Annotated in this window: 12 protein-coding genes; 4 read left to right on the forward strand and 8 right to left on the reverse strand. The window is 60.7% G+C overall.

The genetic code is table 11. The features are described from left to right. The first annotated feature begins 34 nt into the window (after positions 1 to 34). The 3 genes from CKW30_RS24155 (at position 35) to CKW30_RS24165 (ending at position 4,533) form a co-directional block, all read left to right on the forward strand. A complete protein-coding gene (locus CKW30_RS24155) occupies positions 35 to 2,239 on the forward strand; it encodes a TonB-dependent siderophore receptor (RefSeq protein WP_095182137.1) in 2,205 nt (734 codons plus the stop codon). A 201-nt stretch (positions 2,240 to 2,440) separates the two neighbouring features. Beyond that, positions 2,441 to 3,967 (forward strand): FAD-dependent oxidoreductase, encoded by a 1,527-nt coding sequence (locus tag CKW30_RS24160; protein ID WP_095182138.1) that lies wholly within the window; start codon positions 2,441 to 2,443, stop codon positions 3,965 to 3,967. Positions 3,968 to 4,089: 122 nt separating this feature from the next. After that, positions 4,090 to 4,533 (forward strand): hypothetical protein, encoded by a 444-nt coding sequence (locus tag CKW30_RS24165; protein WP_056788647.1) that lies wholly within the window; start codon positions 4,090 to 4,092, stop codon positions 4,531 to 4,533. A gap of 96 nt (positions 4,534 to 4,629) precedes the next feature. On the opposite strand, the gene hemB is transcribed toward CKW30_RS24165, so the two are convergent. Then, complete coding sequence (gene hemB, locus CKW30_RS24170) at positions 4,630 to 5,604, reverse strand: porphobilinogen synthase (protein WP_016775388.1); 975 nt, start codon at positions 5,602 to 5,604, stop codon at positions 4,630 to 4,632. Positions 5,605 to 5,827: 223 nt separating this feature from the next. Then, entirely contained in the window at positions 5,828 to 6,526 is a 699-nt protein-coding gene (locus CKW30_RS24175) for a glutathione binding-like protein (protein WP_095182139.1), read from the reverse strand. A gap of 283 nt (positions 6,527 to 6,809) precedes the next feature. Between CKW30_RS24175 and CKW30_RS24180 the strand changes: the two genes are divergently transcribed. Next, positions 6,810 to 7,484 (forward strand): hypothetical protein, encoded by a 675-nt coding sequence (locus tag CKW30_RS24180; RefSeq protein ID WP_024013504.1) that lies wholly within the window; start codon positions 6,810 to 6,812, stop codon positions 7,482 to 7,484. Positions 7,485 to 7,593: 109 nt separating this feature from the next. Here CKW30_RS24180 and mnmH read toward each other — a convergent pair whose 3' ends face one another. From mnmH to tssI, 6 genes are all read right to left on the reverse strand, one after another. Further along, positions 7,594 to 8,697, reverse strand: coding sequence for a tRNA 2-selenouridine(34) synthase MnmH (mnmH, locus tag CKW30_RS24185; RefSeq protein ID WP_095182140.1), 1,104 nt, complete (start codon positions 8,695 to 8,697; stop codon positions 7,594 to 7,596). After that, on the reverse strand, positions 8,697 to 9,731 hold the full coding sequence (gene selD, locus CKW30_RS24190) for a selenide, water dikinase SelD (protein ID WP_095182141.1): 1,035 nt from the start codon (positions 9,729 to 9,731) through the stop codon (positions 8,697 to 8,699). Before selD ends, mnmH begins: the two co-directional genes overlap by 1 nt. A gap of 172 nt (positions 9,732 to 9,903) precedes the next feature. Then, the gene (locus tag CKW30_RS24195) at positions 9,904 to 11,013 is read right to left on the reverse strand and encodes a hypothetical protein (RefSeq protein ID WP_095182142.1); all 1,110 of its coding nucleotides are present in this window, start codon (positions 11,011 to 11,013) and stop codon (positions 9,904 to 9,906) included. After that, positions 11,003 to 14,587 carry a toxin VasX gene (locus tag CKW30_RS24200; protein WP_095182143.1) on the reverse strand — a complete coding sequence of 1,195 codons (3,585 nt, stop codon included), beginning with the start codon at positions 14,585 to 14,587 and terminating at the stop codon, positions 11,003 to 11,005. Before CKW30_RS24200 ends, CKW30_RS24195 begins: the two co-directional genes overlap by 11 nt. Next, entirely contained in the window at positions 14,584 to 15,450 is an 867-nt protein-coding gene (locus CKW30_RS24205) for a DUF4123 domain-containing protein (RefSeq protein ID WP_095182144.1), read from the reverse strand. The genes CKW30_RS24200 and CKW30_RS24205 overlap by 4 nt, the downstream gene beginning before the upstream one ends. After that, complete coding sequence (gene tssI / locus CKW30_RS24210) at positions 15,447 to 17,450, reverse strand: type VI secretion system tip protein TssI/VgrG (protein ID WP_095182145.1); 2,004 nt, start codon at positions 17,448 to 17,450, stop codon at positions 15,447 to 15,449. The genes CKW30_RS24205 and tssI overlap by 4 nt, the downstream gene beginning before the upstream one ends. Between the last annotated feature and the right edge of the window lie 2 nt (positions 17,451 to 17,452).

The following is a 17,452-nucleotide window of genomic DNA, read 5'->3' on the forward strand; positions in this document are numbered from 1 at the left end:
ATTTTTCTTTGGCCGCTCGCCTCCAGGATCCGACATGCCCGCTTCAGCTCGACTCGGCGCTCCATTTCGCCCGACTTTGCTTGCCCTGCTGTGCTCCCTGACCGTTACCGCCCACGCCGCTGAACAAAACAGCAAAGAGCTGGTGCTCGACGACGTCAACGTCAATGCCCAAGCCCCGACACCCAACGCCCTGCCCCCGGTCTACGCTGGCGGTCAGGTTGCGCGCGGCGGCCAGTTGGGCGTGCTCGGCAATCAGGACATGATGGACGTGCCGTTCAGCGCAGCGTCCTACACCGAGCAATTGATCCAGGATCAGCAGGCGGAAAACGTCGCCGACGTGCTGCTCAACGATTCTTCCGTGCGCCAGGCCTCGGGCTTCTCCAACCAGGCGCAGGTCTTCATGATTCGCGGGCTGCCGCTCAATGGCGACGACATTTCCTATAACGGCCTGTACGGCGTGTTGCCCCGGCAGATCATTTCCACCGATGCGCTGGAGCGCGTGGAAGTGTTCAAAGGCCCCAACGCTTTCATCAACGGCGTAACGCCGACCGGCTCCGGCATCGGCGGCGGCGTCAACCTGCAACCCAAGCGCGCCGGCGATGTGCCGCTGCGCCGTTACACCACCGATATCAACAGCGAAGGCCGCATCGGTCATCACTTCGATATCGGCCAGCGTTTCGGTGAAGACAACCGCTTCGGCGCGCGGGTCAACCTGTCGCAGCGCGAAGGCGACACCGGCATCGATCACGAGAACCAGCGCTCGAAACTGTTCGCCATCGGCCTGGATTATCGCGGCGACGCGCTGCGGGTTTCCGGTGACTTTGCCTATCAGAAGGAACGCGTTAACGGTGGCCGCAGCTCGGTCAACCTCGGCACCGCCACGCACATCCCGGACGCGCCATCGGCGGACACCAACTACGCGCCGAAATGGGGTTACACCGACATCGAAGACACCTTCGGCATGCTCCGCGCCGAGTACGACCTCAACGACAACTGGACCGCTTACGCCGCCGGTGGCGCCAAGCACACCCGTGAAGTCGGGCGCTATAACTCGACCACGCTGGTCGGCAACAGCGGCGCCTCGTTCACCACCGGCTCGTTCGTCCCCCACGATGAGGACAACACCAGCGTCATGGCCGGCCTCAACGGCAAATTCAACACCGGGCCAGTCAGCCACAAGCTGAATTTCGGCCTGACCGGGATTTGGGCCGAGCAGCGCAGCGCTTATGACTTCGACCTGACCCGTTACTCCAACAACATCTATCACCCGATCACCCCGCCGGCACCGGTCGGCAACTTCTCTGGCGGCGATCTCAACGATCCGGGCATCGTCGGCAAGACCTTCAACCGCAGCGTGGCGATTTCCGACACCCTCGGGTTCTTCGACGATCGCCTGCTGGTCACCGCCGGTCTGCGTCGTCAGCAACTGGTGGTGCAGGGTTACAGCTACGCCAGCTACGGCAGCGGCCCGCGTTCGTCGAGCTACGACGAATCGATCACCACGCCGGTGTACGGCATCGTGTTCAAGCCGTGGGAGCATGTGTCGTTCTACGCTAACCATATCGAAGGCCTGGCCCAAGGGCCGACTTCGCCGACCAGCTCCGGCGGTTTCCGCGTCACCAACGGCAACGAGGTCTACGCACCGAAACGCTCCAAGCAGACCGAACTGGGCGTGAAAGTCGACATGGGCACCTACGGTGCGAGCCTCGGTGTTTACCGCATCGAACAGCCAAGCGACGGCTACTGCGAAATCAACAGCGCCACCACTTGCACCTACGTGCGCGAAGGCGAGCAGATCAACAAAGGCGTGGAGATGAACGTGTTCGGCGAGCCGATCGACGGCCTGCGCCTGATCAGCGGCCTGACCCTGATGGACACCGAACTGAAGAACACCCTCAACGGCGCCAACGACGGTAACCACGCCATCGGCGTGCCGACCTTCCAGTTCAACGCTGGCGTGGATTGGGACGTGCCGGGCCTGCAAGGCGTTGCGCTGAATGCGCGGATGCTGCGCACCGGCGGACAATACGCCGACGCAGCGAACAACCTCAGCCTGCCGACGTGGAACCGCTTCGATGCCGGCGCGCGCTATGCGTTCAAGGTGTCGGAGAAGGACGTGACCGTACGGTTCGGCGTCGAGAACCTGGCGAACAAGAAGTACTGGGAATCGGCTCAGGGCGGCTACCTGACCCAGGGCGAACCGCGAGTGGCGAAGTTGTCGGGGACGATCGACTTCTAAGCGTCATCGCGTCGCAGAAAAGGCCCCGCAGCTTCACGGTTGCGGGGCCTTTCTGGTTTTTGTGGTGCTTGACCGGACGCTTCGCGAGCAGGCTCGCTCCCACACTGGAATGCGTCCCCTGTGGGAGCGAGCCTGCTCGCGAAGAGGCCGGAACTGGCGACCTGATCCATACTTGCTGCACAGCCACAGGAGGACAGCCCCATGAACCGCAGCGACGTGCTGATCATCGGCGCCGGCCCGACCGGTCTGGTCCTGGCGCTGTGGCTGAGCAAACTCGGCGTGCGCGTGCGCATCATCGACAAGACCGCGGCGCCAGGCACCACTTCCCGTGCTCTGGCCGTGCAGGCACGCACCCTTGAGCTGTATCGCCAACTCGACCTCGCCGACACCATCGTGCGTCGCGGCCATCAGGTCGCGGCGGCGAACTTCTGGGTCAACGGCAAACCGGTCGCGCAGTTGCCCCTCAAGCGCATCGGCGAAGGCCTGACGCCCTACGCGTTTGTCGAGATTTTCCCGCAGGACGAGCACGAACGGCTGTTGCTCGAACGCCTCGAAGATTACGGCGTCAGTGTGGAGCGCAATACCGCACTGGACAGCTTCGAGGAAACCGGCGACACCCTCACCGCCCACCTGCGCCTGCCCGATGGCCGGCGGGAAGTTTGTCAGGCCTGCTATCTGGCCGGTTGCGACGGCGCCCGTTCGGTGGTGCGCAAAGCCCTCGACACCGACTTCCCCGGCGGCACCTATCAGCAGATTTTCTACGTCGCCGATATCACGGCCAGCGGCCCGGCGCTCAATGGCGAGTTGCATCTGGACCTGGACCAAGCGGATTTTCTCGCGGTGTTTCCACTGGCCGGCGAAGGCCGCGCGCGACTGATCGGCACGGTGCGTGACGAACGCGCCGAGCGTGCCGAAACCCTGCAATTTGCCGACGTCAGCAGCCGCGCCATCGAACACCTGAAAGTGCATATCGAAGACGTGCACTGGTTCTCCACCTACCGCGTGCATCACCGCGTGGCCGAGCACTTTCGCAACGGCCGGGCGTTTCTGCTCGGCGATGCCGCCCATGTACACAGTCCGGCCGGTGGCCAGGGCATGAACACGGGCATTGGCGATGCAATCAATCTGGCCTGGAAGCTCGCCGCCGTGCTCAGCGGTGGTGCCGAACCGAAACTGCTCGACACCTACGAAACCGAGCGCATCGCCTTCGCTCGCCGACTGGTCTCCACCACCGACAAGGTCTTCAGTTTCGTCACCGCGCAGGGTCGCATGGCCGATCTGCTACGGATGCGTGTGGCGCCGTTTCTGCTGCCGAAAATGGCCGGGTTCGAAGCCAGCCGCGAATTCCTGTTTCGCACGGTCTCGCAAGTCACCCTCAACTATCGCGGCATGCCACTGAGCCAGGGTGAAGCCGGCCACGTGCACGGCGGCGACCGCTTGCCGTGGGCGCATGATGGCGAAGGAGATAATTTCGAGCCGCTACGGCAGCCGTGCTGGCAGGTGCATGTGTACGGCGACACCAGCGACGAGATGATCGCCTGGTGCGCCGAACACCACTTGCCGCTGCACGTCTTCGACTGGCGCCCGGCGTTTGAAACGGCGGGATTGGGGCGCAACGGATTTTATCTGTTGCGGCCGGATACCTATGTGGCGATTGCCGATGGCAGCGCCGATCCGAAGGTGATCGAACGCTACTTCCTCGATCACGGCATCCGGCCTTTTCAGTGACCTTCACACTTTGTTGGCCAGCCATTCGTCGGAAAGACCTGAACACCTGTCAACTCTGACAGTGGACGCATTGCGCAGCGCCATCTCTAATCATTGCTCACCGTTTTCAAGGAGCAATCAAGATGGAACTGTCCACCGCAGACCAAGTGCAAGACATAGAGGTCACTGGAACATTAAACGCACTGTTCGAAGTCGCCGACCACCAACCTTTAAATGCTGCTTTGATCGAGTTGCGTTCAACCCAGCGGGTAAAATATGAGTTCCGAGGGAGAACGGAGGCCAACGACAGGTCTTTTATATTTCAAATTTTCAGCGATCTGGAAGATGGAACATATGAAATACCTTCGACCTACTACCAGTACGCCGCATTCTACTTTGCAAATCATGCAGGTTGGACGTACGCATCGCCCAATCAATCAATCTTGCATCTAACGATTTCTGAAAATAAAACTCGTTTCAGTGGAGTAATCAAAGCTGATTTCGATCCAGTCGAACACAAAATTGGTGCTTCAACGCTGTATGTCACTGCGTCGCTAGGTGTCAAACTCAGCAAAGCTCTTTTCTGATAAAAATCGAATCATGGAGACGATCGCAACCTGACGCCTCTGCCTACAAGGAGCAACCATTCCATACAGGCAATGCTGCAAGTTGCGATTCCTTTCTCAGATCCCCGCCAACGCCAGATCCATCGCAAAGTAAGTGAAGATCAGATCCGCCCCCGCACGCTTGATTGCGCCAAGGCTTTCGCGGACCACGCGATCCTCATCGATCGCCCCAGCCTGGGCGCCGAACTTGATCATCGCGTACTCGCCGCTGACCTGATACGCCGCCAGTGGCAGGTTCGAGGCCTGGCGGATGTCGCGGATGATGTCGAGGTAGGCGCCGGCCGGTTTGACCATCAGCGCATCGGCGCCTTCCTGTTCATCGAGCAGCGATTCGCGCAGGGCTTCGCGGCGGTTCATCGGGTTCATCTGATAGCTTTTGCGGTCGCCCTTGAGCGCGCTGCCGCCGGCCTCGCGGAACGGGCCGTAGAGTGCCGAAGCGAATTTGGTCGAGTAGGCCATGATCGGAATCTGCGTGAAGCCGGCAGCGTCGAGCGCCTGGCGAATCGCGCGCACCTGGCCGTCCATCGCCGCCGACGGCGCAATCACGTCAGCCCCGGCGCGGGCGGCCGCTACGGCTTGCTTGCCGAGGTTGATCAGGGTCTGGTCATTGTCGACCTCGTGGTTGTGCATCACGCCGCAATGGCCGTGATCGGTGTATTCGCAGAAGCAGGTGTCGGACATCACGATCATTTCCGGCACGGCGTCCTTGGCAATGCGCGACATGCGCGACACCAGACCGTCTTCGCGCCAGGTGTCGCTGCCGTTGGCATCGAGATGATGGGACACGCCAAAGGTCATCACCGACTTGATCCCGGCACGGGCATAGCGCTCGATTTCACTGGCCAGTTTACGCTCGGGGATGCGCTGCACGCCGGGCATGCTGGTGATCGGCACGAAGTCGTCGATGTCTTCCTCGACGAAGATTGGCAGGACCAGATCGTTCAGGCTGAACTCGGTTTCCTGGAACAGACTGCGCAGGCTCGCATTGCGGCGCAGACGGCGGGGACGTGCTTCGGGGAACTGACTGGACATGGGGCCTTTCCTGAAAACAGCGGATGAGACGAAAGTCGTAGGGGGCGAAGCTTATGCCTTGCGGCGGGTGCGGGACAAACCTGGATCGATCAAGAGAGCGTTACCGCAGGTGCAATAATCCTTGTAGGAGCTGCCGAAGGCTGCGATCTCTTGATCTTGTTTTTTAGGATCAAAGTCAAAAGATCGCAGCCTTCGGCAGCTCCTACAGGGGGAACGCGGTGAGTCAGGACGGGATGGTCAGGCCACGAATGACGGCCGGGCGAGCTAGAAACCGCTCCAGCACTCGGGTGACATTGGGGAAATTCTGAATGCCGACCAGATCCCCGGCCACATAAAACCCGAGAAGATTGCGCACCCACGGGAACGTGGCGATGTCGGCGATGGTGTAGCGCTCGCCCATGATCCAGTCACGACCTTCGAGGCGAGTGTTGAGCACATTCAGCAGGCGTTTGCTCTCCTCGACATACCGATCGCGTGGACGCTTGTCCTCGTAATCCTTGCCGGCGAATTTGTTGAAGAAACCGAGCTGGCCGAACATCGGGCCAATGCCGCCCATCTGCCACATCAGCCATTGGATGGTCTCGTAGCGCAGCGCGCCTTCCTGAGCGAGCAGCTGGCCGCTCTTGTCGGCCAGATAAATCAGGATCGCGCCGGATTCGAACAACGGCAGGGGTTTATCTTCCGGGCCATGCGGGTCGAGGATCGCCGGGATCTTGTTGTTCGGGTTCAGCGAGAGAAATTCCGCCGAGGTCTGGTCGTTGGTGTCGAAACCGACGCGGTGCGGCTCGTACGGCAGGCCGATCTCTTCGAGCATGATCGACACTTTGACGCCGTTGGGGGTCGGCAGGGAGTAGAGCTGAATCCAGTCCGGGTACTGCGCCGGCCATTTCTGAGTAATCGGGAATGCAGACAGATCGGTCATTGGAAGCATCCAGTCACAAATTGAAAACCGATCATAAAGTAGGCCTGCCGCTGCGCCTACACGAACCGTAACATCCTGTCGCTAACCTGCCTGCATGCCCGCAAAGGTTGCCGTTAGAGTGCTGCACACTGGCCCGGATCGAACCAAACGGGCATTACAGGACTCTGAGTTATGCCTTTCTCGCAGAGGAAGCTGTTTATGACAGGGAAACACCCGGTGCTGGGAGCCCGCGGTGCCAAGGTTTGTCAGCCTTAACCGATTTTGCTGAAGAACCCTCGAATTGATGACGAACCTGATGAGTTTCGCCAAACGTTTCAAACATCGCGCGTACGTGGCCCTGCCCTCCCTGCTGGCAGTCAGCGCGCTTTTTCTGTCCCTCGAATCCAGCGAAAGCCGCGCCCAACCGGCGGACGGCACACAGACGCTGGTGTTCCTGCGCCATGCGGAAAAACCCGAAGGCGGCCTCGGCCAGCTCAACTGCCAGGGCCTGAACCGCGCCATCGACCTGTCGACGCTGCTGCCGGAAAAATTCGGCAAGGCCGATTACGTATTCGCCGCCAACCCGACGCGCAACGTCGAGGAAGGCGAGCTGGATAATTCCTACAGCTACATTCGTCCGCTGATGACCATCAGCCCGGCCGCGATCAAGCTCGGCCTGCCGGTGAACATCGAATTCTCTGCCAACGACACCAGCGATCTGGCCCGCGAGCTGCTGGACGAGAAGTATCACAACTCGACGATCTACACCGCCTGGTCCCACGGTTATCTGCCGGATCTGATCAACAAGGTCGCCGGCAACGCAGTGGGCGAGCGACAGAAGATCACCGATGACTGGGCCGGCGATGACTTCGATTCGCTGTATGTGCTGACCCTGAAGTGGCACAACGGCAAGGCCAGTTTGCAGAGCCATGTCTACAAACAGGGGCTGGATAACGGCAAGGACACTTGCCCGACCTGAGTTTTGTATCGCCCGATCTTGCGTCTTCGCGAGCAGGCTCGCTCCCACAGGGGAACGCATTTCAACTGTGGGAGCGAGCCTGCTCGCGAAGAGGCCAGTTGCTTGCACCTCAAGCCTTCTGACTCACCCTCGCACGCAAATACTCGATCACCGCCTGACGCTCCCCGGCAAACTCGATCCGCCCGCCCTTCTTCTCGCGCTGGAAGACATACATCGGGTCGTAATACTCACGCAGCAAACCCTCGATCCAGCCGCGATGCAGGTCCACCGCGCCGCTGCGGCCCTGCTCGGCCAGCGCCTGCTCCATCAACACCAGCATCCGCGAATGGCGCTCACCGCCGAGGCGTTTCTGTACGTTGTTGAGGCTTTCCAGCAGACGTTCGGAAAACAAGGCAAAACCGTTTTCGCCGTGCAGCGAAGCAAACTCCGCCGACAGATCGATGACGTAATCACGCAGGATCCGCTCGACACGGTGCTCGAAACGATCCTCCAGCCAGACCATCGGGTACTGCTGCATGCCCTGATACAGCGGCAGCGGCAAGGCGCAACTGCCGACCACACGGCTCTCGTCTTCGAGCACAAACTGCTCGATCCCGGCATCGCGTTTCTTCAGGAAGTCGATCGCCAGGCGATTCTCGAAATCGATGTTCGACGGCTGCCCGGTAGCGCGTTTGCCGAAACTGGAGCCGCGATGGTTGGCGTGGCCTTCCAGATCGACACCGTTGCGCAACTGCACCAGCACTTCGGTCTTGCCGGTGCCGGTCATGCCGCCGAGCAAAACAAAATCACACTGCGCGATGGCCTGCTCAAGGGTGTCGATCAAAAAGCTGCGCATCGCCTTGTAGCCGCCGCCGACACGCGGATAGTCGATGCCGGCCTCGTCGCGCAGCCACTGCTGGGTGATCTGCGAGCGCAGACCGCCGCGAAAACAGTACAGATAACCATCGGGATGAGCCCGGGCGAAGTCGGCCCAGGCCTGGATGCGCTCGGCCTTGACTGCGCCGGACACCATTTGATGGCCCAGCTCGATCGCCGCCTGCTGGCCATGCTGCTTGTAGCAGGTGCCGATCTTCTGCCGTTCCAGATCATTCATCAGCGGCAGATTGACCACGCCGGGGAACGCGCCTTTGTGAAACTCGACCGGCGCGCGGGCATCCATCATTGGCCGGTCGTTGAGGAAAATATCGCGGTAGTCGGTGCAGTCGCGGAGCATCAAATCACCTCGACCGCGTTCGTCTGTCGCTCAATCAGTTCGCCGATCGGCGCAAGGTTCAGACCCAGTTCGGCGGCGACGCCGAGGAACTCGTCATTGCCTTCAGGCGTGACCGCAATCAGCAGACCGCCGCTGGTCTGCGGATCGCACAGCACGCGTTTGTGCAACTCCTGCACGCGGCCAACCTTGCTCGAATAGCTGTCGAAGTTGCGCAGCGTACCGCCCGGCACGCAGCCCTGATCGAGGTAGTACTCGACGCTGTCCAGACGCGGCACGCGGTCGTAGGCGATGCGCGCGGTCAACTGGCTGCCATCGGCCATTTCCACCAGATGCCCGAGCAGGCCGAAACCGGTGACGTCAGTCATCGCGGTGACGCCGGCGAGTTTGCCGAAACGGCTGCCAGGCTTGTTCAGGGTGCACATCCAGTCGCGGGCGACACCGACGTCGGCGGCGCGCAACTTGCCCTTCTTTTCGGCGGTGGTGAGGATGCCGATGCCCAACGGTTTGGTCAGGTACAACAGGCAACCGGCGGTAGCGGTGTCGTTGCGTTTCATGTGGCGCTTTTCCACAAGCCCGGTGACGGCGAGGCCGAAGATCGGCTCCGGCGCATCGATCGAATGCCCCCCCGCCAGTGGAATACCCGCCGCGTCGCACACCGAGCGACCGCCACGAATCACTTCCCGCGCCACTTCCGGCGCCAGCACATTCACCGGCCAGCCGAGGATCGCGATCGCCATCAACGGATCGCCGCCCATCGCATAGATATCGCTGATCGCATTGGTTGCGGCGATGCGGCCGAAGTCGAACGGGTCATCGACAATCGGCATGAAGAAATCGGTGGTCGACACCACCCCGCGCTCGGCATCGATCGCATACACCGCCGCGTCATCGCGCGAGGCGTTGCCGACCCAGAGTTTTGGATCAAGGTTCTGTGCGCCGCTGCCGGCGAGGATCACTTCCAGCACCTGCGGGGAAATCTTGCAGCCACAACCGGCGCCATGGCTGTATTGGGTCAGACGAATCGGCTCGCTCATGGGAGAGTCTCTGGCAATGAATGGGGCGGATTCTAGCAGAGCGCGAGAGCGCAGATTTTTGTGCTGACCGAGCGGCCCCTTCGCGAGCAGGCTCGCTCCCACATTTGTAGCGTGGTCTCCTGTGGGAGCGAGCCCGCTCGCGAAAGCTATCGAACCTGCCTGCACCGCCCAGTCAGCCCCGCCTGCAAACCTCAGCAAAAATCTGCGTAATCGGCCGATGCGGCTGGCGCTTGTGCATCCGCCGCACTTGTTCGCTTAGTCGCAACAACTCTTCACTGGGCTTGGCCCATTGCTCTTTCGGCAGCGGCTCGGACCAGGCGCGCATAACTTCCGGCAACGCCTGCTTGCCGATTCTTTCCAGACGGCGCACTTCCCATTCGACCAGACGATTGGGAATCGTCCATAAAGTCATGACGTGATACAGGTACCAAAAAAATCCCGACAACCGCGAGCGGCGGCCTTCACGGATCTGCTGATGCATCCGCGCCCGGGCGTTACGAAAAGTGTGCAGGCCTTCGTGGGGTGGGTCGTCCGGGCCTTGCAGATCCTGCAAATCCTGAATTGATTTGAGGTCGTTGACTTCGTACTCCATGTAACCGCGAATTGCTTCCCAATGGCTGATCGCGAGCTCCAGGCCGGCGCATTGGAATTCCTGGCTTATGAGGGTTTCACCTTGGTAGAAACCGATGCCCATGCCGTATTGGCGATGGATGCCGAACTGGGTGGCACCCTTGGCTTCGATGATCCAGGCGCTGAGCGACTCCCACGGGACAAAGACCGGCTCGGTGGCGCCTTCGGGCATGAAGCAGACTTCGCGGCGTTGACGGTTGAAGCGGGTTGGGATGAGGGAGAGACGTTTTTTGTGGTGGTGATGCCAGACACCAATACCGATGAGCAAGATCAAGGGACCGCAAATTAATTCATTTTCCAACGCCACTTCGAATACACCAACCATTGATTCCCAAATCGCCTCGTTTCCATAGCCAAAAAGAATCCCTAGCAAGCCCGTAAATAAAGGAATCAAAACGAGAACCATAAAAGTTCCTGCGGTCGTCGCGCCGAGAATTAGCTGCCATGGGAATACCTCCAGTGAGCCGAGACCAAAGTCCATGTATCCGTCATTGAACGCTCCGATATGAGGTCCGTAAGGCGGCATTGATGTAGGTAATGGCAACGGTGCGAGATAGGTAATCTTCCCGCTTGGGAACGGCTCAATATCGCCCGCTTTTTTAACCCCCTCATATTCCGAACTGGAAGGAGGATTACTGCGATTATTCAGCATGGTCAGCCCATTCGAGGTATTGAGTTTCTACCAGCAAAACCGGAGGGTTGTCTTTAATTGAGCCGGGAGTTACTACAGCAAAATGACCGCTATCCAGAGGGTCAATATGAATCACGCGCGTTCTTGACTCCGCCCCACCTTTGCCATTGACGGTCTGGATACATATGGCAAGTTCGAGCGTTTCTTTTGCAGGCGTATAGTCAGAATCGGGACGGATGGGGTACTGAAGACAAAGCACCAAACCATCTGGTGATGACTTCACGATTCGCAGACTGCTCAATATCTCCTCACTGATGACTTCCTTGCGCACTTGCGGCACACCGCGACCATGCAGCGGTGCAACAAGTCGATGGGCACCGATTCCCAAGCGTCGACTCGGTTTACCGTTTAACGGCGGCAGAAGATCGTTTAGCGCCAGCCTCGGCAGAACCAAATGAATATCACTGGGTTTGGCGCCAAATAATAAAGTCTTCAGCCAGGTGTCACTGGGATCAGGTCCTGATTGGGCGTAAGGAGCGTGTATCAAAAACGCCAGATAATTTTGATAGTCATCCAGGGAGTGGTCACCGCGCATCTCTTCATCACGGCTCCAGGGCGTGACTTTCAACCACTTATCGTGGGCAGAGAGGTTGTAGCGATGGAATAGCCACGTTCCGACGAATTCCAGCACGGTGAACAACGCACCGGCGAGATTGAAGCGAAAAAATACAGTAGAAAGACGTGTGCCAGCGGCAGCCCACGCCGCTGCGCGTGCCGAACTGTTCGCTGCAGTCAACACTTTAAAAGAAGCGTGAAAAGTGTTGCTCGCCCCATATCCGTTAGTTGCAACTATACCTGCGGCGCCCAACGTCGCCACCGCAGCCGCTTTCTGCTCAAATTGAGTGCCACTACGAATTGCATCTTGCCACTTTCGATCGCTAATTCTGAAGCTGGCAAACGAAGTTCTCAAACCCAGAACATAAGTAAACGCCCCCAACCCAACATGCAACTTCCCCATCTGCACATGAACCTGTCGCAGCGCTTCAACCTGCATGCTGGCAATAAGACTCGCGCTTCGAGCCTTGAGCGCCGTATCGGCAAGCCCTTGCGCAGCGGTAAATCCGGCTGCGCCTGTCGCGATTACGGCAGCAACAAAATCCGCCCGTTTCTTCCTGTCCCTCGTCTGCTTCATCACCTCTCGATAAACCCCCACCAAATTCACCACCTGCACCAACACCACCAACAACCCCATCCCCTCCGTCCGCACCAGACTCGCCTTCGAAACCCCCGCCACCCCCGCGCGAATATTCTCCAGCAACCCTCGCAATTCCCCGTGCTGCGCCGGCGGAAACACCACCGTCACGCCCGCTTTCGCCGGGGTGGCGCCATACAGCCGTGCCGAGCGATCCGGCAGTTCGTCAATCGGGCTTAGCGCTGCCGCAAGGCGGCCTTCGAACAAGGCCAGTTGCGTGCGCACGCGGACGATTTCTTCCTGCAATTCCATCGCCCGGGCGGTTTTGTGGCCTTGGCGGTTTTTATTGTGGGTGAGCTGGTTGCGTTCGCGGTTGAGGGTTTTCAGGTAGTCGCGTTCGCGCAGCACTTCCTTGATCGTGGCTTGCAGCGCCGCTTGCTCCGCCGGGGTGGACACGGTGAAGGTCACGCCGCTGGTTCGCGCGGCGTCGAAGACGCGCAGGCGCAGGGCTTTGGGCAGGCGCTGGAACAGTTCGTCGAGGTCGGGGATTTTCTCGCCGGCAAGATCGAAGCCTTCCAGCGCCCGGCTCAGGCCGAGGTTCAGCGCCGGGCTGTAGGTGTCTTGCACGGCATCGGCGAGGACGCGGCTGTGTGCCGGCAGATCGTCGAGGGCTGGAAGCTGTGGCTGCTCGATGCTCTGCAATTTGGCCAGCCAGTCCGGCAGGTTGTTGAACATCGCCATGCCGGCGTTGAACAGCGTTGAATATTGCCCGGCCTGTTCGGTCTGCAAGCGCAGCGGCAAGGTGTAGAACAGCGGGCGGGTCAGTTGCGGGTGTTGCTCGAGGTAACCGAGCATTTGCTCATTGGCCGCGTCGCTGCGGCCGATGTCCTTGAGGCAGGCGTATTCGCTGGCGAGCGCCTGATCGATCTGCACTTGCCCGTCGAAATACCACGCCGAGCGATGGAAACGCCCGGCGCACAGCAATTGCGCGCGGTCGGCGGTGATGCGTTCGAGCAGGCGATTCCAGCGTCCGAGGTTGTCGCGATGATTGTTCAGCACCTCGTCCATGGCCGGGCGGTCGATCAGGTCATTGATGCCGCGCTTGCCGCTGAGCAGCGGGCCGTCGAGCACGTCTTTCATGCGCCGGCTCTGATCTTTGCCGAGGTCAACCAGTGTGCTCAGGTGACGCTCGACGAAGTCGGCCGGGGCGACTTCAACAAAATATTCGCGGGTATAAAAGCGTCGGTCCGCCTCGGCGGTGACGCGAGCATGTGCGGTGAAATCCGGGGCGACGCCGTCGAAACGGTTCAGCGCCAGTGACTCGTCCAGTGCCTTTTCGCGAAGCTGTTGCAACTCAGGCGTGGCTTCGACTGCAACTGGCTCGACCTCACCCCCCTTGTTCAAATACTCGAGCAGCGCCTGCCGGGTATTTTCCCGATCCGGCTCGGGCAATTGCTCCAGTTCAGCGAACAATGCCTGGGCGCGCGGATCGTCGCTGGCCTTGGCCAGGGTGTCGAAATCCTGAGCGCCGAGCTGGCTCAGCGACTCGATGTAACTGGCCAGCAGATAGTCGCGCTCGTTGTTGTCGGTGTTGCTCCACTGCTCGATCCAGCCGACCACCATGTCCTGATAATCAGCCAGATCGCGCATCACGCCGAGGTCGTCGTTGACCAGCAGAAACAGCGTGTCGTCCTGATAAGGCCCGCGCACCCGGCCAAGAAATTCGCCGATATGCGCCTCGCGAAAACGTCGCGGGTTTTCCCACAAATAAGGTTCGCGTTCGTGCTCCGGCGCGTCGCTGACCTGCACCGTCGGCATCCGCGTGGCGTCGGCCTCGGCCAGCGGTTTCGCTGTGCAGGCCACTTCCGCCAGCCACTGTTTCGCCTGGGCCACGGTGAGCAAATGCTCGCCGCCGATCAGACAATGCACAGGACCAAGATCGACCGCCTGCATGAAGTGCTCGCGCTCCTCCGCACTGTCCAGCACCTGTCGGCACTTCGCCGCGCTCAACTGCACATCGGCGAAGGTCACGTAAAGGGTGCTTTTGCGCGAAAAGATCAACGCCGGACGTTCTTCGATGGCGCTGCGCTGATCCTCGCTGACGCTTTTGCCGCGATGCAGCAATGCGCAGATGACACCTTCCAGCACGCGATATTCGTACAGCTCACCGTTGAGACTGTCGACGATGTACAGCCAGCCATCGCGCAGGCGGCGGATGCCCATGGGGCGCGTGGTCAGGGTGTACGGCAGCGTGAATTCGGTGCTGGGGTCGAAGGGTTTTTCGACAAGGCCGTACGCGAGGGGCAGCAGTTGCACGTGGGTGTTGCGCAAGGGGCAGGCGGCTGGCGCACCAATGGGCGCTTTCGAGGCGGCTAACGCATCGAGGATGGCGGGGTGATTCATGATTGATGTCTCTCAGAGGCCCATCGAAAGGCCATTGCAGCGGCAATCGCAACGCGCTCGCCGGGGGATTGCAGCGAAGGTGTGTGCATCAGCTGATGGATCTGCGGGTGCCGACTGCACGCTGCATCGTCCAGCCATGCCACCACGTTGGCGTACAGCAGAATCTCGGACGGGCTGCTCAAGGCAAGCTCGCTGGCATGGGCGTGGATGCGTTCCAACAATTGCCAGCGTTCAACTGCCGTGTCCCCGACATGAAAGTCAGGAAAGTGCTTGAGCAGGTGCGTATCGATGTCGAGCAACACCCGCCGCCGATCCACCCGATCCAACGCGACATCCTGCTCGGCACTCAGCCGATACGGCGCCACCAACGCCCCACCCTGCCCTTGGCGAGGTCGCTGACAGTGCCAGACTTGCCGCGCGCCATCCGCCGTGACCACGCACCCCAGCGGCCCGAACAGACTCGCATCGCCGCTGGCAAACAGCGCCTGCGCCACGGCGGCATCCGCCAGCCGCAACAACACCGGCGAGCCGACCGGCAACTCGACGATCAGCAACTGACGCAAGTGCGCGACGATTTCATGCGCCGGCGCGGCGCTGAACAACAGCACGCCCCATTCCTGTTGGGCGTGCTGGCGATAAAACCGCGCCACCGGATCGTCAGCGTCAGCGAGCGCCACCAGCAGCGGCGAGACGTCACGCAGGGCCGAAAACGGTGGCTGGTCGTACAGCGCAAAAGCGTTGGCGGCGGGGTCGAGCCTTCGCAGTTGCGCCGGCAAATCCGCGATCGTCGCACCGTCGAGCAGCACAAACGCCTGCTGCTCAGCCCACGGCAAACCTTCAGGCCAATCCGTCAAAAGGCTCATGCCTGGGCCGCCTCGCAAATCAGGCAACGCGAGGTCCGCGTGGTCAGCAGCGCATGCCGTTGCTGCACGGCATCGAACGTCGCCTTGAGCAACGGCGCGGCCCCCGGCAGCAAGGGTTCCGCTGGCAGACACACCGTCGGCGCCCCGCCCTGCACCACCGGCACACTGCTGAAAATGCCGGCGGCGCCGACCGTCAGCCAATGCCCGCCAGCAGCCAGAGTGATCTGCAGGCCGCTGTTGAAAACCACCTGCTCGCCCGCGCCGAAATGCAGCTGCTGCGCGGCACTGACGCGCTGGCTGGCGACCCGCACATGCTGCTCGCCCTGCACCCACAGATGATCGTCCTGCTTGAGTTCAGTCAGGCGATTGCCGTGGGTCAGGTGATGTTCTTCGTCGCGCAACTCAAGGCTGGAAACGCCGCCAATCACTTGGCTGTGCAGGTTGTCGATCTGCACACGCAAGTCGTTGAGCACGTGCTGCACCAAGTCGCGCTGCGCCCTGATGGAGATTTCTTCCGCGCCTTGCCGGTCCTCGATGCGCAGTTCGTTGTAACCACCGCCACCGGGACTGCTCTGGCTGCGCCAGATGCTACGCGTCTGTTGCGCCGGCAGGTCCAGTGGCACCGGGGTTTCGGCGTTGGGCAGGCAGGCGAGCACATGCGGTTTGTCCGGATCGCCATCGGTGAAGCCCACCAGCACTTCCATACCGACGCGAGGAATCTGCACGCTGCCGTAGCGGTCATGTGCCCAGGCAGTGGCCACGCGCAGCCAGCAACTTGACTGTTCATCACGCTGGCCGTCGCGATCCCAGAGCATTTGCACTTTCACGCGGCCGTAGGCATCGCTGTAGATTTCTTCGCCGGGCGGGCCGGTCACCACCGCCAACTGACTGCCACTGACGCGCGGTTTGACATGCTTGAGCTGCGGGCGAAACACCACGTCCCACGGTGTCGCGACGAAATGGTTGCGATAGCCCTGACTGAAACCATCTGCGTCAGCCTGCTCGGTGAACGCTTCCTCGAGCACTTGCGGCTGTTTGCCGATGTGCTCGACCTCGGTCAGCAACCATAAATCGTTGCAGTCGGCGCGCGAGTAATCCGCCATGGACATGAAACTGCCGCCGCGCATCAGCGCCTGATTGCTGCGCCCGTTAGCCAGACGATAGTCGGCACCATGGCGCTCCAGCGCACGCTGGCTGAGGTGCTTGCCGCGCTCGCGGTGGGTGAACTGCCCGGGAAACTCATAATCTTCCAGCAGCGGAACCCGCGCTGCACTGACCTTGGCGTCCAACTGCACTGCGGGCTTTTCGAAGTGATAATCGCGGCGCTCGACGATGTTGGAGCGTGGCTCCAGGCGCACAGTGAACTGGTCGATAACCGGCGCATCGGCAACCAGGCCGTTGCCCTGCAAATAGCGCGTCGTCACGTCGTGTTTGAGGAACGCCGTTTGATCGTCGCCGAACACCAACAGGTGCGCCTCACGGCGGTGACGGAAGTGAAAGTGCAGACCCTCCTCTTCGCACAGCCTCTGGATGAAGTGCAGATCGGATTCCTGGTATTGCACGCAATACACCCGCGCCGGGTACTCGGCGCTGAGCTGAAAATGCCAGGCATCGGCCTGCATGCCGTGATCGCCCAGCACATTGGCGATGATCTGCGGCACGCTCAGGTTCTGAAAAATCCGCTGGTTGCGCCGATGCGCGAGGTAGGCAAGATGTGGCGCCAGGGTGATCTGGTAACGGCTCAGCCGAACACCGCAATTACCTTGACCGACCCGATAGACCAGCCCGTGCATGCCGCTACCGTCGGCACCGAAACAGAGAAAGGCCGGCCGATGCAGCAAGCCTTCGAGATCCAGATCGGGCCGCTCGCTGACCAGCTCGAGATCCAGTTCATAGGTCTGGTTGAGCACTTCCCGGGTGCGAAAGCCGAACACTTGAAGATCGTGGGCAACGCCTTCTATCTCGAGAGTGAAAACAACGGGCCTGCCAGCGATGCGCATCC

The sequence above is a fragment of the Pseudomonas sp. Irchel 3F6 genome (assembly GCF_900187595.1).
In the GTDB taxonomy this organism is placed as follows: domain Bacteria; phylum Pseudomonadota; class Gammaproteobacteria; order Pseudomonadales; family Pseudomonadaceae; genus Aquipseudomonas; species Aquipseudomonas siliginis.

Excerpts from the sequence above, each read along its gene's own strand:
- selD (WP_095182141.1), bottom strand. The coding sequence starts at position 9,731 with ATGAGCGAGCCGATTCGTCTGACCCAATACAGCCATGGCGCCGGTTGT.
- CKW30_RS24160 (WP_095182138.1), top strand. The coding sequence starts at position 2,441 with ATGAACCGCAGCGACGTGCTGATCATCGGCGCCGGCCCGACCGGTCTG.
- hemB (WP_016775388.1), bottom strand. The coding sequence starts at position 5,604 with ATGTCCAGTCAGTTCCCCGAAGCACGTCCCCGCCGTCTGCGCCGCAAT.
- CKW30_RS24165 (WP_056788647.1), top strand. The coding sequence starts at position 4,090 with ATGGAACTGTCCACCGCAGACCAAGTGCAAGACATAGAGGTCACTGGA.
- CKW30_RS24200 (WP_095182143.1), bottom strand. The coding sequence starts at position 14,587 with ATGAATCACCCCGCCATCCTCGATGCGTTAGCCGCCTCGAAAGCGCCC.
- CKW30_RS24205 (WP_095182144.1), bottom strand. The coding sequence starts at position 15,450 with ATGAGCCTTTTGACGGATTGGCCTGAAGGTTTGCCGTGGGCTGAGCAG.
- mnmH (WP_095182140.1), bottom strand. The coding sequence starts at position 8,697 with ATGCTCCGCGACTGCACCGACTACCGCGATATTTTCCTCAACGACCGG.
- CKW30_RS24155 (WP_095182137.1), top strand. The coding sequence starts at position 35 with ATGCCCGCTTCAGCTCGACTCGGCGCTCCATTTCGCCCGACTTTGCTT.
- tssI (WP_095182145.1), bottom strand. The coding sequence starts at position 17,450 with ATGCGCATCGCTGGCAGGCCCGTTGTTTTCACTCTCGAGATAGAAGGC.
- CKW30_RS24180 (WP_024013504.1), top strand. The coding sequence starts at position 6,810 with ATGACGAACCTGATGAGTTTCGCCAAACGTTTCAAACATCGCGCGTAC.
- CKW30_RS24175 (WP_095182139.1), bottom strand. The coding sequence starts at position 6,526 with ATGACCGATCTGTCTGCATTCCCGATTACTCAGAAATGGCCGGCGCAG.
- CKW30_RS24195 (WP_095182142.1), bottom strand. The coding sequence starts at position 11,013 with ATGCTGAATAATCGCAGTAATCCTCCTTCCAGTTCGGAATATGAGGGG.